Annotated in this window: 16 protein-coding genes; 3 read left to right on the forward strand and 13 right to left on the reverse strand. The window is 37.1% G+C overall.

Annotation, left to right across the window (positions count from 1 at the left end; genetic code table 11):
- Window positions 1-167 precede the first annotated feature (167 nt).
- Window positions 168-1400 carry a serine/threonine transporter SstT gene (gene sstT, locus ACRX5O_RS06895; RefSeq protein WP_433905286.1) on the forward strand — a complete coding sequence of 411 codons (1233 nt, stop codon included), beginning with the start codon at window positions 168-170 and terminating at the stop codon, window positions 1398-1400.
- Between the two features lie 42 nt (window positions 1401-1442).
- Here the strand turns inward: sstT and ACRX5O_RS06900 are convergent, their stop codons facing one another.
- From ACRX5O_RS06900 to ACRX5O_RS06950, 11 genes are all read right to left on the reverse strand, one after another.
- On the reverse strand, window positions 1443-1601 hold the full coding sequence (locus ACRX5O_RS06900; RefSeq protein ID WP_433905287.1) for a hypothetical protein: 159 nt from the start codon (window positions 1599-1601) through the stop codon (window positions 1443-1445).
- Window positions 1602-1679: 78 nt separating this feature from the next.
- Window positions 1680-4118 (reverse strand): Ig-like domain-containing protein, encoded by a 2439-nt coding sequence (locus ACRX5O_RS06905; RefSeq protein WP_433905288.1) that lies wholly within the window; start codon window positions 4116-4118, stop codon window positions 1680-1682.
- A 44-nt stretch (window positions 4119-4162) separates the two neighbouring features.
- Window positions 4163-5737 carry a glycoside hydrolase family 43 protein gene (locus ACRX5O_RS06910; protein ID WP_433905289.1) on the reverse strand — a complete coding sequence of 525 codons (1575 nt, stop codon included), beginning with the start codon at window positions 5735-5737 and terminating at the stop codon, window positions 4163-4165.
- Window positions 5715-6152: a DUF4064 domain-containing protein gene (locus ACRX5O_RS06915; protein ID WP_433905290.1), complete on the reverse strand. Its 438-nt coding sequence runs from the start codon at window positions 6150-6152 to the stop codon at window positions 5715-5717. Before ACRX5O_RS06915 ends, ACRX5O_RS06910 begins: the two co-directional genes overlap by 23 nt.
- A 25-nt stretch (window positions 6153-6177) precedes the next feature.
- A complete protein-coding gene (locus tag ACRX5O_RS06920) occupies window positions 6178-7107 on the reverse strand; it encodes a pectinesterase family protein (RefSeq protein ID WP_433905291.1) in 930 nt (309 codons plus the stop codon).
- Window positions 7077-7976 carry an alpha/beta hydrolase family protein gene (locus ACRX5O_RS06925; RefSeq protein ID WP_433905525.1) on the reverse strand — a complete coding sequence of 300 codons (900 nt, stop codon included), beginning with the start codon at window positions 7974-7976 and terminating at the stop codon, window positions 7077-7079. Before ACRX5O_RS06925 ends, ACRX5O_RS06920 begins: the two co-directional genes overlap by 31 nt.
- Window positions 7973-9307 (reverse strand): glycoside hydrolase family 28 protein, encoded by a 1335-nt coding sequence (locus ACRX5O_RS06930; protein ID WP_433905292.1) that lies wholly within the window; start codon window positions 9305-9307, stop codon window positions 7973-7975. The genes ACRX5O_RS06925 and ACRX5O_RS06930 overlap by 4 nt, the downstream gene beginning before the upstream one ends.
- Window positions 9308-9311: 4 nt before the next feature.
- Complete coding sequence (locus tag ACRX5O_RS06935) at window positions 9312-10427, reverse strand: glycoside hydrolase family 88/105 protein (protein ID WP_433905293.1); 1116 nt, start codon at window positions 10425-10427, stop codon at window positions 9312-9314.
- Between the two features lie 108 nt (window positions 10428-10535).
- Window positions 10536-12047, reverse strand: coding sequence for an extracellular solute-binding protein (locus ACRX5O_RS06940; protein WP_433905294.1), 1512 nt, complete (start codon window positions 12045-12047; stop codon window positions 10536-10538).
- Window positions 12016-12696, reverse strand: coding sequence for a YesL family protein (locus ACRX5O_RS06945; protein ID WP_433905295.1), 681 nt, complete (start codon window positions 12694-12696; stop codon window positions 12016-12018). Before ACRX5O_RS06945 ends, ACRX5O_RS06940 begins: the two co-directional genes overlap by 32 nt.
- A gap of 21 nt (window positions 12697-12717) precedes the next feature.
- Window positions 12718-13602 (reverse strand): ABC transporter permease, encoded by an 885-nt coding sequence (locus ACRX5O_RS06950; protein ID WP_433905526.1) that lies wholly within the window; start codon window positions 13600-13602, stop codon window positions 12718-12720.
- Between the two features lie 396 nt (window positions 13603-13998).
- Between ACRX5O_RS06950 and ACRX5O_RS06955 the strand changes: the two genes are divergently transcribed.
- Window positions 13999-14883 carry a carbohydrate ABC transporter permease gene (locus tag ACRX5O_RS06955; protein WP_433905296.1) on the forward strand — a complete coding sequence of 295 codons (885 nt, stop codon included), beginning with the start codon at window positions 13999-14001 and terminating at the stop codon, window positions 14881-14883.
- 81 nt (window positions 14884-14964) lie between these two features.
- On the opposite strand, the gene ACRX5O_RS06960 is transcribed toward ACRX5O_RS06955, so the two are convergent.
- Window positions 14965-17196, reverse strand: a complete 2232-nt coding sequence (locus ACRX5O_RS06960) for a helix-turn-helix transcriptional regulator (protein ID WP_433905297.1) — start codon at window positions 17194-17196, stop codon at window positions 14965-14967.
- A 330-nt stretch (window positions 17197-17526) separates the two neighbouring features.
- Between ACRX5O_RS06960 and ACRX5O_RS06965 the strand changes: the two genes are divergently transcribed.
- Window positions 17527-18213, forward strand: a complete 687-nt coding sequence (locus ACRX5O_RS06965; protein WP_433905298.1) for a rhamnogalacturonan acetylesterase — start codon at window positions 17527-17529, stop codon at window positions 18211-18213.
- A gap of 106 nt (window positions 18214-18319) precedes the next feature.
- Here the strand turns inward: ACRX5O_RS06965 and ACRX5O_RS06970 are convergent, their stop codons facing one another.
- Entirely contained in the window at window positions 18320-19078 is a 759-nt protein-coding gene (locus tag ACRX5O_RS06970) for an NAD-dependent epimerase/dehydratase family protein (protein WP_433905299.1), read from the reverse strand.
- Window positions 19079-19186 lie beyond the last annotated feature (108 nt).

The following is a 19186-nucleotide window of genomic DNA, read 5'->3' on the forward strand; positions in this document are numbered from 1 at the left end:
TTATATTAACACTATAATGATAAATTTAACAAAAATTCGAATATTTCAATATAATAATTTGTTTCACAATTTATAATATTCATGTTAAACTAACAGATATTAACGCAGCAAAGCAATAGCTTTGTTCTTTGTCTTCATCATAATATTATAAAAAATCGGAGGGTCAAATGAAAAATCTATTTCTTAAGTGGAACGAAGTGAGCCTTGTCAAACGTATCCTCGTAGGCATGATTATCGGAATCATTTTTGCTTTAGCCATTCCGGATGCGACAAAATGGGTATCTATTTTCGGTTCATTATTCGTAGGTGCACTAAAAGCTGTTGCCCCAGTGTTAGTTCTATTCCTAGTTATGCATGCTATTTCTAAGCACAGAAGTGGTCAACAAACCAATATGAAATCTATTATTGGGTTATATGCTGCAAGTACATTTTTAGCAGGACTTGTTGCGGTTGTGGCAAGCTTTATCTTCCCGGTTAGCTTAACTCTTTCATCTGGAGTAGAAGATATCGCTCCTCCTAGTGGCATTCTAGAAGTTCTTCAAACCTTATTATTTAAAATAGTCGACAACCCAGTAAATGCTTTAATTAATGCCAACTATATTGGTATTCTTACTTGGGCTATCCTTCTTGGTATTGCCCTACGCAGTGCCAATGACTCGACAAAAAACTTGTTAGAAAGCTTTTCAAATGCGATTTCTCAACTTGTTAAATGGGTGATCAACTTAGCACCGATTGGTATTATGGGCCTTGTGTATGATGCCATTGTAGCAAACGGATTATCTGCTTTATTAGACTATGGAAAATTACTTCTTATTCTTGTTGGTTCTATGTTCTTTGTGGCTCTTGTGGTGAATCCAATCATCGTTTATGTAAATATTCGTACAAACCCTTATCCATTAGTATTTAAATGCTTAAAAGAAAGTGGAATTACTGCCTTCTTTACTCGTAGCTCAGCGGCAAATATTCCAGTTAACATGACATTATGTGAAAAACTAGATCTAGATAAGGATACGTATTCTGTCTCTATCCCTCTAGGGGCAACCATCAATATGGCTGGTGCAGCAATTACGATTTCTGTCCTTACTCTTGCAGCAGTTCACACTCTAGGTATCCAAGTAGACATTGGTACTGCCCTTATCCTTAGTGTTTTAGCGGCTGTTTCTGCTGCAGGTGCCTCAGGTGTTGCTGGTGGTTCACTCCTGCTTATTCCTTTAGCTTGTAGCTTATTTGGAATTTCTAATGATGTGGCTATGCAAGTAGTTGCAGTTGGTTTCATCATCGGTGTGGTACAAGACTCTTGTGAAACGGCTCTTAACTCATCATCTGACGTCCTTTATACAGCTACTGCTGAATACGCGAAGAAGCGTAAAGAAGGTAAAGTTGTTAAGATTAGTGCGTAAATCAACTAACAAACCCCATTCACAGCCGTGAATGGGGTTTTCTTATTGCTTCTTTACCTCCATATAATAATGAGCCACAATCAACTCCTTAATTAACTCCTCATAACTAACTGATTTGCTCGTTTCCTCATCATAATGATCCTTTAATTCGTTTAACATTCCCGATAACTTGCTATCTAATGAAATCGTTATATTTTCCATTATATTTCCCTCCAAATCATTTCTAGAGGTAGTGTGAGGGAAATACTCATTAAATATACAATGAACCAGTCAGAACCCTTATTGATTTTTCGAAAAGGTAAATTGCACGTGAGAAAAAGTAGCTGTATTTAAGTTATTTAATTCATTATCAACCTTGTTCCCATCTACAGCAAACCCAATATAAACCTTTTGATTCATATCTATTGTTCGTTCTCCGATAAGAGTCCAGTTGATCCCATCAACGGATCCTTCTGCTCGGAACACATCCCCTGTTCGTTTCAGCTTTAGGTAATACCCAAGAGAACGATCTTTATCTTTAAAAGGTATATCATTTAGTAACGCAACACCCGATTCTATGGCGCTACTTGGCGAATCAAGGTTTTCACCCAATTTGTCCATGTTCCCACCTACTTCATAACGAGAGGCTAAATAAGCTGACCAAGGATTTCTATAATAGGTGGTTTCTTTTCCTGTTAGCGGGTCCTTTTCCTTCCACGAATAAGATTTTGTATAAGAAAGGCCTAAGGCTACTGTTTTCGCATCTTTTTCAAGACCCTCTCGTATCATTAATCCCGCAAAGGCATGGTGATCCACAGGTGTTATTGTTTTTACTTTAGCAATTAATTCTCCGTCTCCTGCCATGTTACGATACGCAAAATGAAAATCATCGTCGCTTTTTTCTAGTTTCCCTGAACCCTTAACCGTCATGACAGCATTTTGAATAGAGGTATGACCAGGGACCCCTGGATTTCCAATATCAACAGACTTCCACTGCTGTATGTTACTATCGGTATTTACATGTATGACGGAAGCCGTTGCCTGTGTTTGGTGACCAGCTTTATCTGTCACTTTTGCAGATATATAATACGTTCCATCAGGAAGATAGGTATGAGTAACATATGGTTCACTTGTCACGGTATCAATCATCTGATCTCCATTATAGAACTCTACTTTTTCAATGTCCGACTTCGCTGTTATATTTGCTTCAATTGTAATCAATTCACTTGTTTTAAAAATCTGATTATTAGTTGGTGATGTCAGTGAAACCTCAGGATACTCTGGTATATTTTCCATATCAATCAATGAATGAACGTACTTTTCAATATTGGTATAGCCACTATGGTCTGCTGATAACGCTTTGCTATCATTCGCATTGTTTGGATCTAACCCATTTTTTAACTCCCAATCATCTGATATCCCATCCTGATCTTTATCAAAATTTTCTGACCAATAAATCGTTTCAGCATAAGGAAGTCCTCCTACTTCCTCATGGCGATTCACAAATCTACCGGAATCATTCTTCACCTCATTAATAATCCTTGCATCCAATGCATCCCGTTTTGGATAGGTTGCTCCTGCTTTTTCTAGAACCTCTTTGTATGCTTGTTCAGCAGAGGTTGTTCGAAGTGCTCCCTCAGTAGTTCCATCCATCTTAAACTCTTCAGTGACAATCTCTGTCGTTGGGGCAGCACTTTCAGATACATAAATACCTTTAGAATTATCGTTGGATACTTCCTCATTTCCTTCAATTACATTTCCAGAAATGTAAAACTTACCTGGTTTGTCTTTTTCCCCGGCATCAATTACGCGTGACTCAACACTAGTACGTGTACCCAATCCCGCTTTCATATAATTATTCATATAATTAGCATAAGAGCGACCTCCTCCGTATGCGGTATTAAAACCCCAGTTGTAAATAACATTATTTCTTATATCGAATAAGCCGATATGGTTGTTGTCATCTGCCTCTACAGTCCCTCCACCTAATCGAGGATTACGAGAAGTATGATTAGCTACCAGATTGTGATGATACGTAGTATTTACTCCTCCCCATATTCCACCGTACCCATGACGGCCTTTGGTGTGACCACTCATGGCTAAACTTTCAGCGACAATCGACCATTGAACAGTCATGTTTTCTGCTCGGTACAACGACATCGTCTCATCCGTAGACCAGCTCGTTGATATATGATCGATCATTACATTTTTCATACTTCTTCCCCAAATGGCGTCCATAGAGTCTCCCTGGTGCACATTGTCAGCACCCGGACGAAAGCGAAGGTAACGAATGATGACATTTTCAGAGTCACTGATATTCGTTTCGTATCCTGTTAGCGTTATTCCATCTCCAGGGGCCGTTTGACCAGCTATCGTTACATTTTTTCTATTTTTCAAAGAGAGAGGTTCTTTGAGATGAATGACTCCCGATACATGAAACACGATAAAACGATTGTCTTTACTTACAGCATCACGTAAAGATCCTTTAATGGCTTTTTCACCTAATGAATAATCCTCTAACGTAGTAACGATATAGATATCACCATAGCGTCCGCCGGAAGTATAACGTCCCCCACCTTCCGCACCCGGAAATGCCAGAACACTCTCCGCGTGATGATTAGTCGCATGAACGATATTCGTCTTTTGGTTCGTTTGGGGTATAACAAAAGTTGATATAGCTAAGACCATGGTTAATAGAGAGGCCTGGATTTTCTTTTTTTTGAGTGACTCTAGTTTCATACATTCATCATCTACTTAAATCCATGATTTTTAACTAAATTCTATTAATCTTGCAATCTATCTAAGCCGTGATATTCGAAATAATCGAAATCAGCATAGGAACCAGCTTTCTGATCCATATCGTGAACAGCAATTCCGACAAAATTACCCGTGAATCCTCCTGCTAAAAATAAAAGTTCCAGAGGACTTCCCATTTCCAGCCAAGAAGCTTCACCTTCCATTCGGTAGTAAAATCTACCAATCGATCCATCCACCTCAACCTTTAGCTCTACCTCCCCAGCCTCTAGTGGAGTGATGATTGGGAAAAGAGTAAATTCCCCATCTTTGCATTGCATCAATCGAATGACACGACCTTGGTCCTCATCATAAGTTAAGTATGCATAAAGATAATTACTATCATTTAAATACAACAGTAATCCGGCCATTTGATTATAGGTTTTTGGGGTATAGTCTATTTTCGTTAACGCATGAAAACAGAAATCTCTTTGACGAATCGCTAAAACGTGATGGTCAAACAAGGATTGGATGGAATCACCTGACATTATACGCAAATAGCCTTTACGACTCTTTAAATCACACCAAGAATCATCCGCTAAAATGCGTAAAGAATTCCACTCTTTGTTAAGAACATCTGTAAAATCATCTCGGAAGTCAGTTTTCATTGTTTGTATCGTTGGTTTGTCAGTAATGATTTCTGTTTCAACCGATGGTCCATTCCCACCGTCTACTAATCTAAGCCACCCTTCTTCGGTCCAATACACTTCCTGAATTGCGGTTTCGCGTCCCAGTATCGCGGCTTTTCCGAGTAACGGACGAGTACATAAATACACCATATACCAATTCCCGAGTGGCGATTGAATAATACTCCCGTGGCCCGAGCATTGCAATGGGGATTGAGGTTTATCACTAGCTGTTAACATCGGATAGTTCGGATCTAATTCATATGGTCCTGTAATCTCTTTTGCTCGGCAAACAGTAACCGAATGTCCAGAACCTGTACCTCCTTCTGCTGTGAGTAAATAATAATAATCTCCATAACGGTATATATGGGGAGCTTCTGTTTTTGCCAATTCTGTTCCATCAAAAATTTTATAGACTGGTCCAACCAAACTCTGTTGCACCTCATCAAATTCCTGGAGAACCACACCTGCTGACTTATTCCCCGTAGTCATTCGATAATCCCATATTTCATTTAATAGCCATTTCCGACCATCACTATCATGAAAAAGGGACGGATCAAATCCGCTACTATTTAAATAAACCGGAATAGACCATGGTCCTTTTATACTCGGAGCAGTGATTAAGTAATTATGGCTATCCTTAAATGGACGGTTTGTACTTTTCACATCAGTATAGACAAGGTAAAACACCCCGCCATAGTAACTAATCTGCGGTGCCCAAATGCTACCGTTTTTTGGATTTCCACGTAAGTCTATTTGATTTGTAAGAATATCTGTTTCATGTTCCCAGTTTACTAAATCCTTTGATTGATACACCCGAACTCCTGGAAGCCATTCAAATGAGGACACAACAATATAATAAGTATCCTCCGCCTTTACGATACATGGATCCGGATTAAAACCTCGTAAAATGGGATTAACAATCTTTGTTCGGTACATAATCTAGCTCCTTATCAATCAGTTTTCTAAAAAAGCATAATCCAGATGCTACAAAAAAGAAAAAGGCGATCGGGAAAGCAATCATTTGAGTACCGATTAAGGTTGCTAAGCCTGCTAATAGAAAAAATATAGCAGCTCTTTTAGGAAATTTGTTTCTCCAAATCGAAAGAGTGGCTATAACAACGGTAATCAGTACGATCAACAGCGTTATTCCAAACCATACGGCTAACGCTTTCATTGCTTCAAAGCTCTCAGAAAGGTCATTGATTGACACACCTTCTTGCAATGTCGGAAAAACCGATTCTGCGAAAGTACCTTCCTCCATCGTTGTGATTGTCAATGAAAACCCACCTAACATAATAACGCATAGTATGGCTCCTATTAATCCTATGATTACTTCCCATTTTCTCTTCATACTCTTTGGTCCCTTCCCTTTGAATCTACTCTATCAACTGAATCCAATCGATCGTTTTCATCTTTTTTAACTGATATTTATTTTTCTCCTCTCTGTACGATACTGTGCTTCTATTCGAGGGGTTTCCCCAATCACTCCATCTATCCTCATGAATATGTGATCCTATGAAACAATTAATAAATGCCGTTTTTGAGTAGGGACGCCATGGTCTCCCTAAAAACACATTGTTCACATCCGTCTCTGATGTAATGTAGCAACCATAAAAGGTAAAGCCATTTTTCTCCTTGGAAGTGGAAGCTGCTGTAATATATCCTTCTTTGTTTTGTGGTCTTTTTAATGACTTAATTTCACAGTCTTTGAAGAGTGCCTCTCCCCCGCCAAATATAAAATCAACGGTTCCTTCTATTAAGCAATCAATAAAGTGACATATATTATCTTGATATTTCGTTTTTATATTTGGAGTTGAAAAGCACTGACCATTCTTTTGAAAGTCTGGCAAAGGGCCCAGACACACGGTGTCCTGATACCCTCTAAAGGAACAATTCTTAAAGGTGATTTGGTTTCCTTCATTGTACAAAACAACGGCCTGCCCCACCTCTTCACCTGGTCCCGCATTATTGATAATTTCGATATTTTCCAATGTAATATTTTCACTGTTGATAAAGAGTGTTGCCGTTAAAAAGGTCCCTATTTCCCTTTGATACTCATCTTTTTGTAAAGCGTATCGATTGCCAATCACCTTTACCGTACCGATACCTTTTAAGAAAATATTGGATTGATATAAGCTTATATTTTCATAATAGTCACCACTTAAAACGGTGATTTTAATTGGCCCAAACACTGAACTACAACTATCTATTGCCTCTTGTATACTAGTAAAATCGCATATGCCACGTTTTCCGACAACTACATGCTTAACAAAGCTTACAGATGCTTCTTTAGGAAAGTTTTCCATTCTTCTCTCATTTCCTTTGTCTCTTGATGTCCTCCCGTAAGGATTCGACATTCCCAATTATTATGAACATCTTGCTCTTTATAGGTCTTTCTCAATTGTTCATCTAACCATTCGGCTCCATCTATTGGGCACATCCGATCGTCCTTACCGATCATGCTGAGCCTTGGTCTTGGGGCAATCATTTCTTGAACAGCTAATGTAGAAAAATACTTTAAAAACCCAGGTACATAATAATAGAAACCATGATGATCTAACCCTCTCTTTTTCATTAGGGTTTCTAAATGGACCTGCGCTGCCATATCTACCGTTACTTTTATCCGTTCATCTAATGCTGATAACCACCAGCTCATCAAGCCACCCATAGACATTCCAATCGTTGCCATCCTATTACAATCTATATCTGGTCGAGTTTCTAGGTAATCTATTAGGCTCATATTATCGAATATACGCATTCCCCACAAAGTTTCACCGTTTAATAGCATTTCCTTTACCAATTCACTTTCCTGTTTCCCTTTTCTTTGATTAAATCCCCACATATCAATGGAACAAACAGCATATCCGAGTCCCGTAATCTCTTCAACAAATGGAGGACTTTGTAAATAACTACTGCTTGATAACAGCTCTTCCTTGCCGAGCTCAAAGTTTCCACCATGAGAGTGATTATAGATAACAACGGGTAAAGGACCATGCGCATGCAAAGGTTTTGCTAAATAGGCAGGTACCGTTTCCATGTCATTTGCATGTAGCATCAAATGTTCTAACTCATAGCCTGGTTTTGTTTCCACTTGAAGTACTTTTGCCAAAACCTCCTTGGGTTTCGAACGTTCTCCTAAAAGCTCTAAAAGATGTCCTCTTCTTGCCTCTATCATTTCACTTCTATTTCCTTTATCAACAGTTCTTCTGCTCTTGTATTTTTCGATTTGCAATGAAATACCTCAACGTCCTCACTATATTCGATATGAAAAGCCGGACCTTTATGATTCTCAATCGTTACTCGATTAAATAGAATATCTTTCGCAAATCCTACGTAAAACCCGCGATTACTCATATCTTCTATTCCTGCCATCATCGCTGGTTTCCCTGGTATCGCATTTTCTGACATGGAAATATCAATATTGTTAAACGTTATTTCAGAGACAAATTGTTCAGCTAGCCCGTAGATAAAACCCGCAGATGCATGAACATTCCGGGCTGTTATATTAGCAAAGTGAATCCTTCTAAACATCGGTGTATCATCAGTTATTGGATATGGATTTTTATCCCAAACATATTTGTCTTTTCCTCGAGGTCCACAAAAATAATATAGGTTTATAATAAATGGACAGATTACCCGCTCCATAACAATATTGTCCACACGTATGTCTTCAACCACACCGCCACGTCCTCGACGAGACTTCAGACGAATCCCCCTGTCTGTATCCTGGAAAGTACAGTTACTTATGGTTACATTTCGAATATCCCCACTCATTTCACTACCGAGTACAACCGCTCCATGACCATGGACCATCGTACAGTTGGTAATGGTGATGTTCTCACAGGCAACTCTTTCTTCCGTATCTTCTGTACCAGATTTGATCGCAATGCAATCGTCTCCTACATCAATATGGCAGTTGCTAATTCTTACATTCGTACACGATTCAGGGTTTATCCCATCTGTATTTGGAGAGTCCGCCGGATTCAAAATCGATACATTGTCAACGGTGACATCCTGACATCGAATCGGATTTACAGTCCAGCTCGGTGAATTGAGCAACCTAACATCTCTTATTATGATGTGTTCACATCCGTCAAAACTAATTAATTTTGGCCTCGGATAATCAAGCTTTTCTTGTTCATTTCGGAAAAGTTTCCACCAGTTTCTTCCATTCCCATCGATGGTACCAAAACCTGTTATAGAAATATTTTTTGCATCCTCTGCATATAAACAGGAAGCATATACTTTCCGTTTTACCCCTTCCCAACGCGATATGACGACTGGATAGTCCATCTGTTGATCCGAAAATTTCAACGTTGCACCTGGTGATAAGTGCAGATTAATATGATCCTTTAAAAATAATGCACCTGTTACGTATTCTCCTGCAGGAATAACGATTTGTCCCCCACCATTTGCATAAGCTTCATCTATGGCCCTTTGAATCTGCTCCGTACATAAGCTTCCATCACTTACTGCACCATAAGTTGAAATATGATAAGTTGTCATTTTTTTACTCCTTATTCATTACTTCTTCAAACTCGGCCAAAGCCTGCAAAAATGCCCCTAAACCTTTTTGGTCATTACAAATAACCGGCTCACTAATGTAATACGTGTAAGTTCCATCACGACGGTCTTCTCCACCTAGACCAGCAACCTGACAATTTTTATTAAGATTAATCCAACCTTCCTTTGTTAGTAAGACAAATTCGTCCAATAATCCTTGATGGGATTTTACTAATTGTTCCTGCCATTCTTGTCGATCAAGTACTCCAAGACGTATCCCTCTTGCTATTGCACATACAAACATACTGCTGCAGGAAGCTTCTAAATAATTTCCTTTTTCACCTGCTTTATCTGTTACTTGATACCATACACCGCTTGCTGGATCTTGATAGTTTACTAGTGCTTGCAGTGTTCGATTAAGAATTTCCACAAGAAAATCCCGCCCTTTTGTCTCCTTTGGGATAATCTCTAATGTGTCAACGATTGCTAACAAATACCATCCCATGGACCTTCCCCAAAAGTTCTCTGACAACCCTGTATGTTGATCTGCCCATGGCTGAACTTTTTTCTCATCCCAAGCGTGATACAAAAGATTGGTCTCTTTATCTAGTAAATGCCGATAGCTAATCTGGAACTGTTGAATAACGTCCTCGAGACCCTCTCCGTTCGCAAACGTTGTTAGAAACTCCGCATAAAAAGGAGATCCCATGTACAGACCGTCCAACCAAATCTGATAAGGATAAATTTGTTTGTGCCAAAACGCCCCTTCAGAGGTTCTAGGGTGTGACCGTAGCTGTTTATGCAATAACTCAGCAGCTTTTTTGTACTTTTCCTCTCCGGTTTCTTTATATAAGACAAATAACATTTTTCCATTATTAATATGATCGATATTATATTCGTCCAATCGATACCCTTTTATTGACCCATCATCTTGTACAAAATAGTCCATGTTTTCTTTAATATAAGTAAAGTACTTTTCTTCACCCGTTACATTCCAAACTCTCTCAAATCCCTTTAGGATTACTCCATAATCATAGGACCATTTTCCATTGTATCCTCTGTTCTCATAAAGACGAGGACACCTTTCCATAATTGAGCTCGCTGTTCGAACGGACCAATTCATAATTACCAAACTCCTATTCTTTATGTTTCAGTACCTTCACAGGTTTAAGATGTAGAATGGAGGTATTCTCTATTAAACAATTATTTAATAGAAAAACCTCCATCCTGATTATTTTGCTTCTTTGTAAGCTTCTTTATATTCCTCTTTTATCGCTTTTCCCCCTTGTTCATCCCAGCTCTTAACCGATTGCTTAAATTCATCAAGGGAAATTTCACCTAAGATATAGCGATAAGTTGCATCCGTAATAATCTTTTGTAATTCAGATCCTTGGGTAGTGAAGGTTGGTGATTCTAGTGGAAAGGCAGGGTTTAAAACCGCATATTTAGCGTTTTCGGCGATCTTTTCATCTGCTTCCGTTTTAATTGGGTTAGGATCTTTTAGTCCATATCCCGTTTCTTTTGGACGAGATGCTGCAAATGGCTGAACCTCTTGCTGCCATAAATCCTGGTTAATAATTTCATATGCACCTTCTTCATTAAGCTTGTAATGCGTATCTTCTACTCCATAAGTCATGAGGGTATAGATTTCTGGATCTAATAAATCGTTAACGAATTGTAAGATTCTTTTTAACTCTGCCTCATCCTCTACCTCTGTACGAGGGAAGGCTATTAAACCACCAATTCCATTTCCAGCAGACCAAATGGCTCTTTCAGGGTTAGAATCTGAAACCATATCGTTTACTAACGCTAATTCCATCTGATCCTGGATTCCCTCTGCCATTGTTTGCAGATTCTTTGCATCAAACAAAGCTCCTACATAAATACCAGCTTTACCTTGTGCAAAATTTTGTTGTTGATCGGTTTTAGCTGTTACAGCAAAATCCTTGTTAATCCAACCGTTTTCATATAGTTCCTTCATGTAATCCATCGTCTCAATGTATTCATCGGTTTCAAACTCAGCAGTAAAGTTTCCTTTGCTATCCACTTGCCAATTCGTAGGGGTCCCAAAATAGGAACCTAGTGTTTTAAATGCACCATATATCAAATCACTTCGATCCATAAATCCTGTTGTATCATTTTTTCCATTTCCATCTGGATCCTCTTCTGTAAACGCTTTCGCAACTTCCATTAGTTCATCCGTTGTTTTAGGAACTGGTAGCCCCACTTTATCTAACCAATCTTTTCTAATAACCACACCATTTCTAGCTAAATCCTTTTGAAAAGGAATCCCATAAAGCTTTCCTTCAATTGATGCTGATTTACGTGTATCTTCTGAAATCGCTTTGAGATTTGGGTACTCGTCTAAATAATCTTCTACATTCCAGAACATTCCTGATTTTAATGCATTTCGAACAGAGGAGTTCTCTAAGATCGTTAATGTTACAATATCTGCTAATGAATCAGAAGCTAATGCTGTGTTAAGACGTTCTTCCTTTGATGCGTCAGGTATCCATGAAAAGTTAATTTCTGTATTCGTTTTTTGCTCAATAAGGTCTAGTACCGTGTCAGTGGGAGGAGATGCGGTATGCAAAATGTTTAACCACGTAATTTCAGTTTTACTGTTTTTATCCTTCTCTCCCTCAGAGGTTTTGGTGTTGGAAGCTGAATCACTGCAACCTGCCATAAATAACATGCTTGCCAAACTAATACTAGCTAACTTTGATACCCTGCTTTTTTTCATCCCTATTCTCCTTTGCAATTTGATTACTTATATTCCCCTCTAGCTCTTTTCCATTTACTGATTCCATTCTTGTAAACACTTGATTAGACGTCCAAGTAATTAAATAGAATAGAAAGCTTATACCAAAAAAGGTAAGAATGCCTGGAAAAAAATTAGTTGCTGCCCCATAAATTACGACAATCACTACACCTAATACAAGCGAGTATTGCATGCACGCCAAACCAAACAAAAAAGACATTTTTATTTTTAATAAAATTCCCTTCCAGCTGTAATGAGCCATAATAGGAAAAATATAAACTAGTGATAACAAATACATAAAGCTAATCACAAATAAGGCAACCCTTGCATACCAGTTAGTTACATACTGTAAATCGACTACCAATACGAAACCAGCTAATAGATACACCCAACTGATTACAACAGAATCCTTAAAGCACTCTTTGTAATACTTCCAATAGCTTTTGAAAACGGGTATATTTTGGTTACCGCGTATCCATTGTCTGCAAATGCTAACTAAGGCGTAAGTAGAGGGGCCAATTCCGAATATAATCAATCCTAATAAAGTATAGACACTCCATAAGATATTCAGATAAACGAGATTCAGGATGGTATTAAAGATATGATTTACTTTTTCAACTGATTTCAGCATGGTTACCCTCTCCTACTCAATCTAATACACACCATCTTCCCCGAATTTCTTCGCTAACTTATTCGACAGAATCACTAAAATCAAACCAACAATTCCTTTAAATAAACCCACTGCCGTACTAAAACTAAGTTGACCGTTTTTTAACCCTGCAGTGTAAATATACGTATCAAAAATTTCTGCTACACTGCGGTTTAGTGAGTTTAGCAAAAGATACATATGCTCAAAACCTAAATCTAAGGTGCTACCAATCTTCAAGATTAATAGGGTAATAATTACTGAGCGAATCGCAGGCAAGGTAACATGCCAGGTTTTACGAAGACGTCCGGCCCCATCCATTTCAGCCGCTTCATATAATTGGGTATCAACTGCTGTAATAGCGGCTAAATAAATGATGGTAGACCATCCCAATTCCTTCCAAATAATTTGGCTAATATACACGGTTCTTGTCCAATCAGGTGAAGTTAAAAAACTAATTTTCTCTAAGCCTATTAAAGCTAAGAACTCATTAATAATTCCCCCATCAACATTTAAAAAAATAAAACTGATGGAAACAATGATTACCCAGGACATAAAGTGAGGAATGTAAATGATTGTTTGAATTCCTGCCTTAAAGTACTTGTTCCTGACTTCATTCAACATGAGTGCAACAATGATTGGTAGCGGAAAAAAAATGATTAGATTCAATGCGAACAAAATTAACGTATTTCTTAATAACATAAAAAACGTTGGTTCTGTAAATAAACGAATAAAATGTTTAAATCCAACCCATGGACTTCCAAAGATTCCTAAGTACGGCTGATAATCTTGAAACGCAATAATAAGACCTGCCATTGGTAAGTACTTAAAGATAAGAAAGTAGAGTACTCCAGGAAAAATCATAAGATATAGGATTTTATTCGTTTTCATACCCGCAAAGAGTTTTCGTCTCTTTAGAATTTTTTGCTGCTTTGAAGACAATATTGGTAAAGAATGATCTTCCTGCTTCACAGCACCTTCCATTTTTATCCCCCTTTGATACGATTTTTTCCTTTCTTGCTCTAAGCATACTTAAATGAATAAATTACGTACATAATCATTTTATGATTACGCTTACAAAATAGCTTGTTATCCGTGTTTCTAACCTTACAATCCACTAGAATGATAGCTTTTTATAGTCTAGGATTACTAATAATAAAAGTAAGCGTTTTCTTTCTGGTTATTTAGTTGTGGGATACTGATTATATACGGAATGAACAGCTGATGTTACGTTAGGAGTATCTATAATATAAATCATTAGTTATCTATCATTGGAGGAGGATTTGTATGGAGAAGTTTAAAAATCAAAGAAAAAAGAAAGGAGGTGGATTGTTTCCTATAATAAATGGAAGCATATTAGTCATCATCGCTCTCGCTTGCTTACTTCCATTTGTAAATGTGATCTCCAGTTCTTTTGCATCCACCCAAGAAGTTGTCGCTAAGAGGTTTATTTTATTTCCAACCACCTTTTCATTGGATGCCTATCGCTATATATTATCAACACCTACCATTTTTAAATCTCTTGCGGTTTCTATTGGAGTAACAGGAGTTGGTACTCTAGTTAGTATGGTTCTAACTTCATTAATGGCTTACGGGTTATCTCGTAAATATTTACTCGGAAGAAACTTCTTTAATTTTATTGTTGTTTTTTCAATGCTGTTTAGCGGGGGAATGATTCCAACCTTCCTAGTGGTTAAATCAGTCGGTTTAATTGATTCCTATTGGTCATTAATATTACCGGTTGCCATTAACGCTTTTAATCTAATAATCATGAGAAACTTTTTCCAAGCCCTACCGGATAGTTTGGAGGAATCGGCAAAAATGGATGGCTGCTCAGATTTTGGTGTCTTCCTTAAAATCATGCTACCACTCGCTCTCCCATCCATTGCAACCATTTCCTTGTTTTATGCTGTCACATATTGGAATACGTATATGACAGCGATTCTTTATATAAATGACTCTACCAAATGGCCGATACAGGTATTACTTCGCCAAATTGTTATCGTATCAAGTGGTATGCAAGCAGAAGGCTCTTCTGTAGACGTCGTACCACCTGCTCAAACGATAAAGATGGCTGTTATTGTTATCGCTACAGTTCCTATGTTAATTGCATATCCTTTCGTTCAAAAGTACTTCGTTAAAGGTGCTCTCGTAGGGTCTGTAAAAGGATAAGAAATGATAAAAAAGCTTCTGCTACCAACAGAAGCTTTTCTATATGGGAAAATAGATAGTAGATAGAAAATTCCGTCTCTTTTAGTGAGTATATTCCTTACGATAATCACCAGGAGTGATACCTAATTTCTTTTTAAAGAAACGAATAAAATTCTGAGAATTTCTGTATTGCAGCCGTTCGGCAATATCCTTTACAGCCAGATCTGTTTCCTTTAGCCAAGTTTGCGCCATTTGTAGCCGATAGTTCATTAAGTAATCAACAAAATTTTCTCCGTGCTCCTTTTTAAAAACATTACTTAAGTAGTTTGGATTATAATGCAAGCGTTCCGCAATTATTTCAAGGGAAATCTCCTGATCGAATTCGGTTTGGACAATATAGGCGATTTTGTCAGAAAGTGATTTAAACCCTCTTTCCGTTTTATCGTGAGTACTAATAATCACTGGTTTAATCAAATCATGAATTAACATTTCCTTTATCTTTTCAGGATAATACGCATTGATAGCTGTTTGGTAAAGTTTCTTTATATTTTCAAAGATTTTTGATTCAGCACCTAGAAGCTGTCCTAATTGTACGAGCTCGTTTATCACTCTTATTAATGTTACACCCAAACTAATAGGGTTTTTATTTAAGCGGAATATCTCTTCTACAAGGAGGTCAACGATGCGCATCACGTCCTCCTCATCCCCTGAACGAATCGCATTCAATAACTCATTTAGCAATTCCACAGGAAATTTTGATATAGAAGCTTCATTTAGCATAGAAGCAATATCGTTATAAAAAATGATTGACTCAGGACCAACGTTCACTCGGTAATGAAGAGATTCTTTGGCTAAATCAACCGCTTTTTTACTATCTATTAAAGAATCATATTCAGGGCTAATTCCAACACTTATGACCATGTTAAGAGACTTCTTAACAGCAGCCTGAATGTTTTCGTAATATTTTATGATGCGCCGCTCAGCTTCTTCATCGTTTTTATTTAATATAAAAATGGTTGCTTGCATTTCATCATTTAATACAATCGGTATGAGACGCTCTTCTTTTGGTACGAACTCTTCTACCATATTATTAATGGCCAATAAAAACAGATTTTTATCCCCTACTTGCTGATCTTCCATGTTGTCCATCTGAATCAAGCCTGTATAAAATACCTTTTCCTCCTTAAATCGATGTCCAAGTTGTTCTAAACGATTCATCACTTCCATTTCGGATATACGCTTTCTAAATAAGCTTAAAACAAATAAGGTCTCTAGTTGTGGTTTTTGCATGGATAAGTTATTAGTCAAAATCTCATTTTGTCCAACTATTTTGTCTACAGAGTCTGCCAAGAGCAAAAGTTCATTTTGTTTAGGATCTGCGCCATGAACGGCTAATTTTTCCTGTATTTTCTTTATTGGGCGTGAGAAAGACTCAGATAATAAATAAGAAATGATACCGACCAACAAAATTAAGAAAGCTGAAACTATGCATAGACCTACTCTTGTATTATGAATAATGCTACCAATCTCATTTTCATCGATTTCCACAACATATAACCATTGATTGTATTCGGACTGCATAAATACATATTTCTTTCCATTTTCAGTTGTTAGCACATCAGGACTTTTGCTACTCTTTGCCACTTCTTTAAATTGATGAAATATTTCTGTTGTCACTTCGCTATCCTTCAACTTATTAGAATAAAGCAGTTGATCTTTTCTATTATAAATTTCAACCAAATTGTTTTTGTCACCAACAATCTCATTAATACTCCTTCTTGGAATTTTGGAAATGCCTAAAGCAAACTTCTCTTTTTTATACATAGGAAGAGCCATTACCATTTCAATACCTGATTCTGTAGGTTTCCAAAAAAGTCCATTGGTATTAGCAGAAATATAGGTATCTTTAAAATCCGTAATTTGACTAGTGGTTAGCCTTTTTAATGAACCATCAACTATGCCCCATTCCTGCTCTAAGCTTATTAAACTGTATTTGCTCCCTTCAATCCCCATCATTTCTATGTAGCTCATTTCCTTTTTTATATCACGAAATGTTTCAAAATCCTTTTCAGACATGGGATGCATAAAGATTTGTTCAAAATTAGATGTTGAGCTGTAAGCGGTATATCCATATTCTATTGTTCTCACTTTTTGTTCAACATTGTTTAAGATTTGCCTAGTGTAATTTTTCTTATCCTTTAAAAAGCTCTCCTCTACTGAGTTGTACGTAGAATTATAGATATATATACTGAATCCTACTACAAGTCCTATTCCTAATAGGAAAAACGGGATAAACAGTTTGTAAAACACTCTTGATTTCCTCAAAAGGTTCACTCCTTTAATAGGTTTTTTCCTAAGCCAGTAGAGAAAGCGCTGTCATTCTTAGCATTCATATTAGACCTGAATTCAAAATATCTACTACATATTACCATAAGTAAATAAACCGTGTAACTGAGCTTTTAGTTTTAAATTTTTCTAGAATTGACACTAATATGATTTCACTATAAAATGTTAACGTTAACATTATAACACAATAAATTGAACATTCACTCAATTTATATTTTTAGTTTCTAATTAATTCAATCAAATCTCCTACAATTTTGAAGGAACATAATAATGTTAACGTATACATATAAATATAAACAGTAAAAGGAGGAGTAAAACATGGATGGAAAAATCACTATATATATAGCTGGGGATTCTACTGCTTCTAGCAAACTACAAGAAAAACGTCCTGAATCTGGCTGGGGTGAAGCTTTTCAAACTTACTTTAAGGACCATGTACGAGTGGATAATCGAGCAATCAATGGGAGAAGCACAAAATCCTTTATTCGGGAAGGCCATTTGGAAAATATAAAGAAAAGCATCAAGTCAGGAGATTATCTACTCATTCAATTTGGACATAATGACCAAAAAATAGAAGACACTGAAAGAGGAACGCACCCTTACAGAGACTATCAAGAGAATCTGCATGATTTTATTGACGTGGCGTACTCGGCAAATGCTTACCCCGTATTACTAACTCCTGTTACTAGAAGATACTTTAATGGAGACAAGATTGATCCCAAATCAGTTGGGGACTACCCAGAGGCGATGCTTCACTTTGCAAAAAAACACCATGTTCCTACACTAGATATTCATAAGCTAACCTGTGAATGGATGAATTCAATCGGTGAAGAGGAATCCATTTCTTACTTTTTACACTTATCGCCTGGCGAATCAGAAAACTATCCTGACGGTGTTCAAGATAATACTCATTTTAATGATAAAGGCGCACGTGCTGTAGCTCATTTAATTGTTGAGACAATCAAGAAAAGCGACCTTCCACTAAAGCACCTGTTAAACCATTAGTTTTTCGCGTTAAAACAGCTGCAAATGTAAGAAAAAAGATGCTAATCGTAGCATCTTTTTTCTTTAAAAGCCTAAAAAATCTAAAATAAAAATTGGAACCATTAAACTAAGATTCATTCTTTTTAATATGTAATGAATTTACCCTTGGTATAAAACCTAGCTCTCGATAAGTACTTTCCAATGACCAGGGTTTGTCAGGATTATCTGATACCCCGTAGTAGGTCCCATATCGAACGGTAGATTGAATAGCTAAATCAAAAAGCTGTATCGTATCTGCATGCGACAATAAGGTCCGATGTAGACGATCGTCATCCTTTACCGCCTTTTGCTCATCAGGATGAACACTACCAATCCGTAAGTTAATGATAGATAGATTTGTTGACTGTTTGGATATTAAATACCCAATTTGCTCGGAAGCAAACTTTAACACCCCATATAATCCATGGGAAGAAGGATAATCACTAGTGGTTATTTCTCTACCTAATGTAGAAAAACCATTCTTCTCGTAGGTATCAGTAGTATGATTACTGCTTGCATACACCACCTTCGGAATACCTAATGTCATGGCAGCATGCAACACCAAAAAGGAAGATATCAAATGTATATTGGTCATACGTTGAAACTCTTGTACGTCCTCTAAATCGTTTTCCGATTTAATCGTGAGTAAATTGATAAGTGCATCCGTATCTTTTGGAATGCTTTCTAATAACATCTCAGCATTCCTAGCATCCACTTCTATAAATTCATCAGCCTTTTTTGGAGCTTTTTTATCGAGAATGACTATTTCATATTTCTCTGCAAGACCCTTATATAAAATGGAACCAATTGTCCCCGCCCCACCAATAATGGTTATCTTTTTTTTCATTACTCTCCTCCATTAGAAAAGGTTATATCTGATATATATTTTCCCTATTCTAAAGAAGCTATCCATTTTGTTTTAACCGAATTGCCTTATCTTTATGATATTCAAATT

This window comes from Robertmurraya mesotrionivorans (genome assembly GCF_050971805.1).
GTDB lineage: Bacteria > Bacillota > Bacilli > Bacillales > Cytobacillaceae > Robertmurraya_A.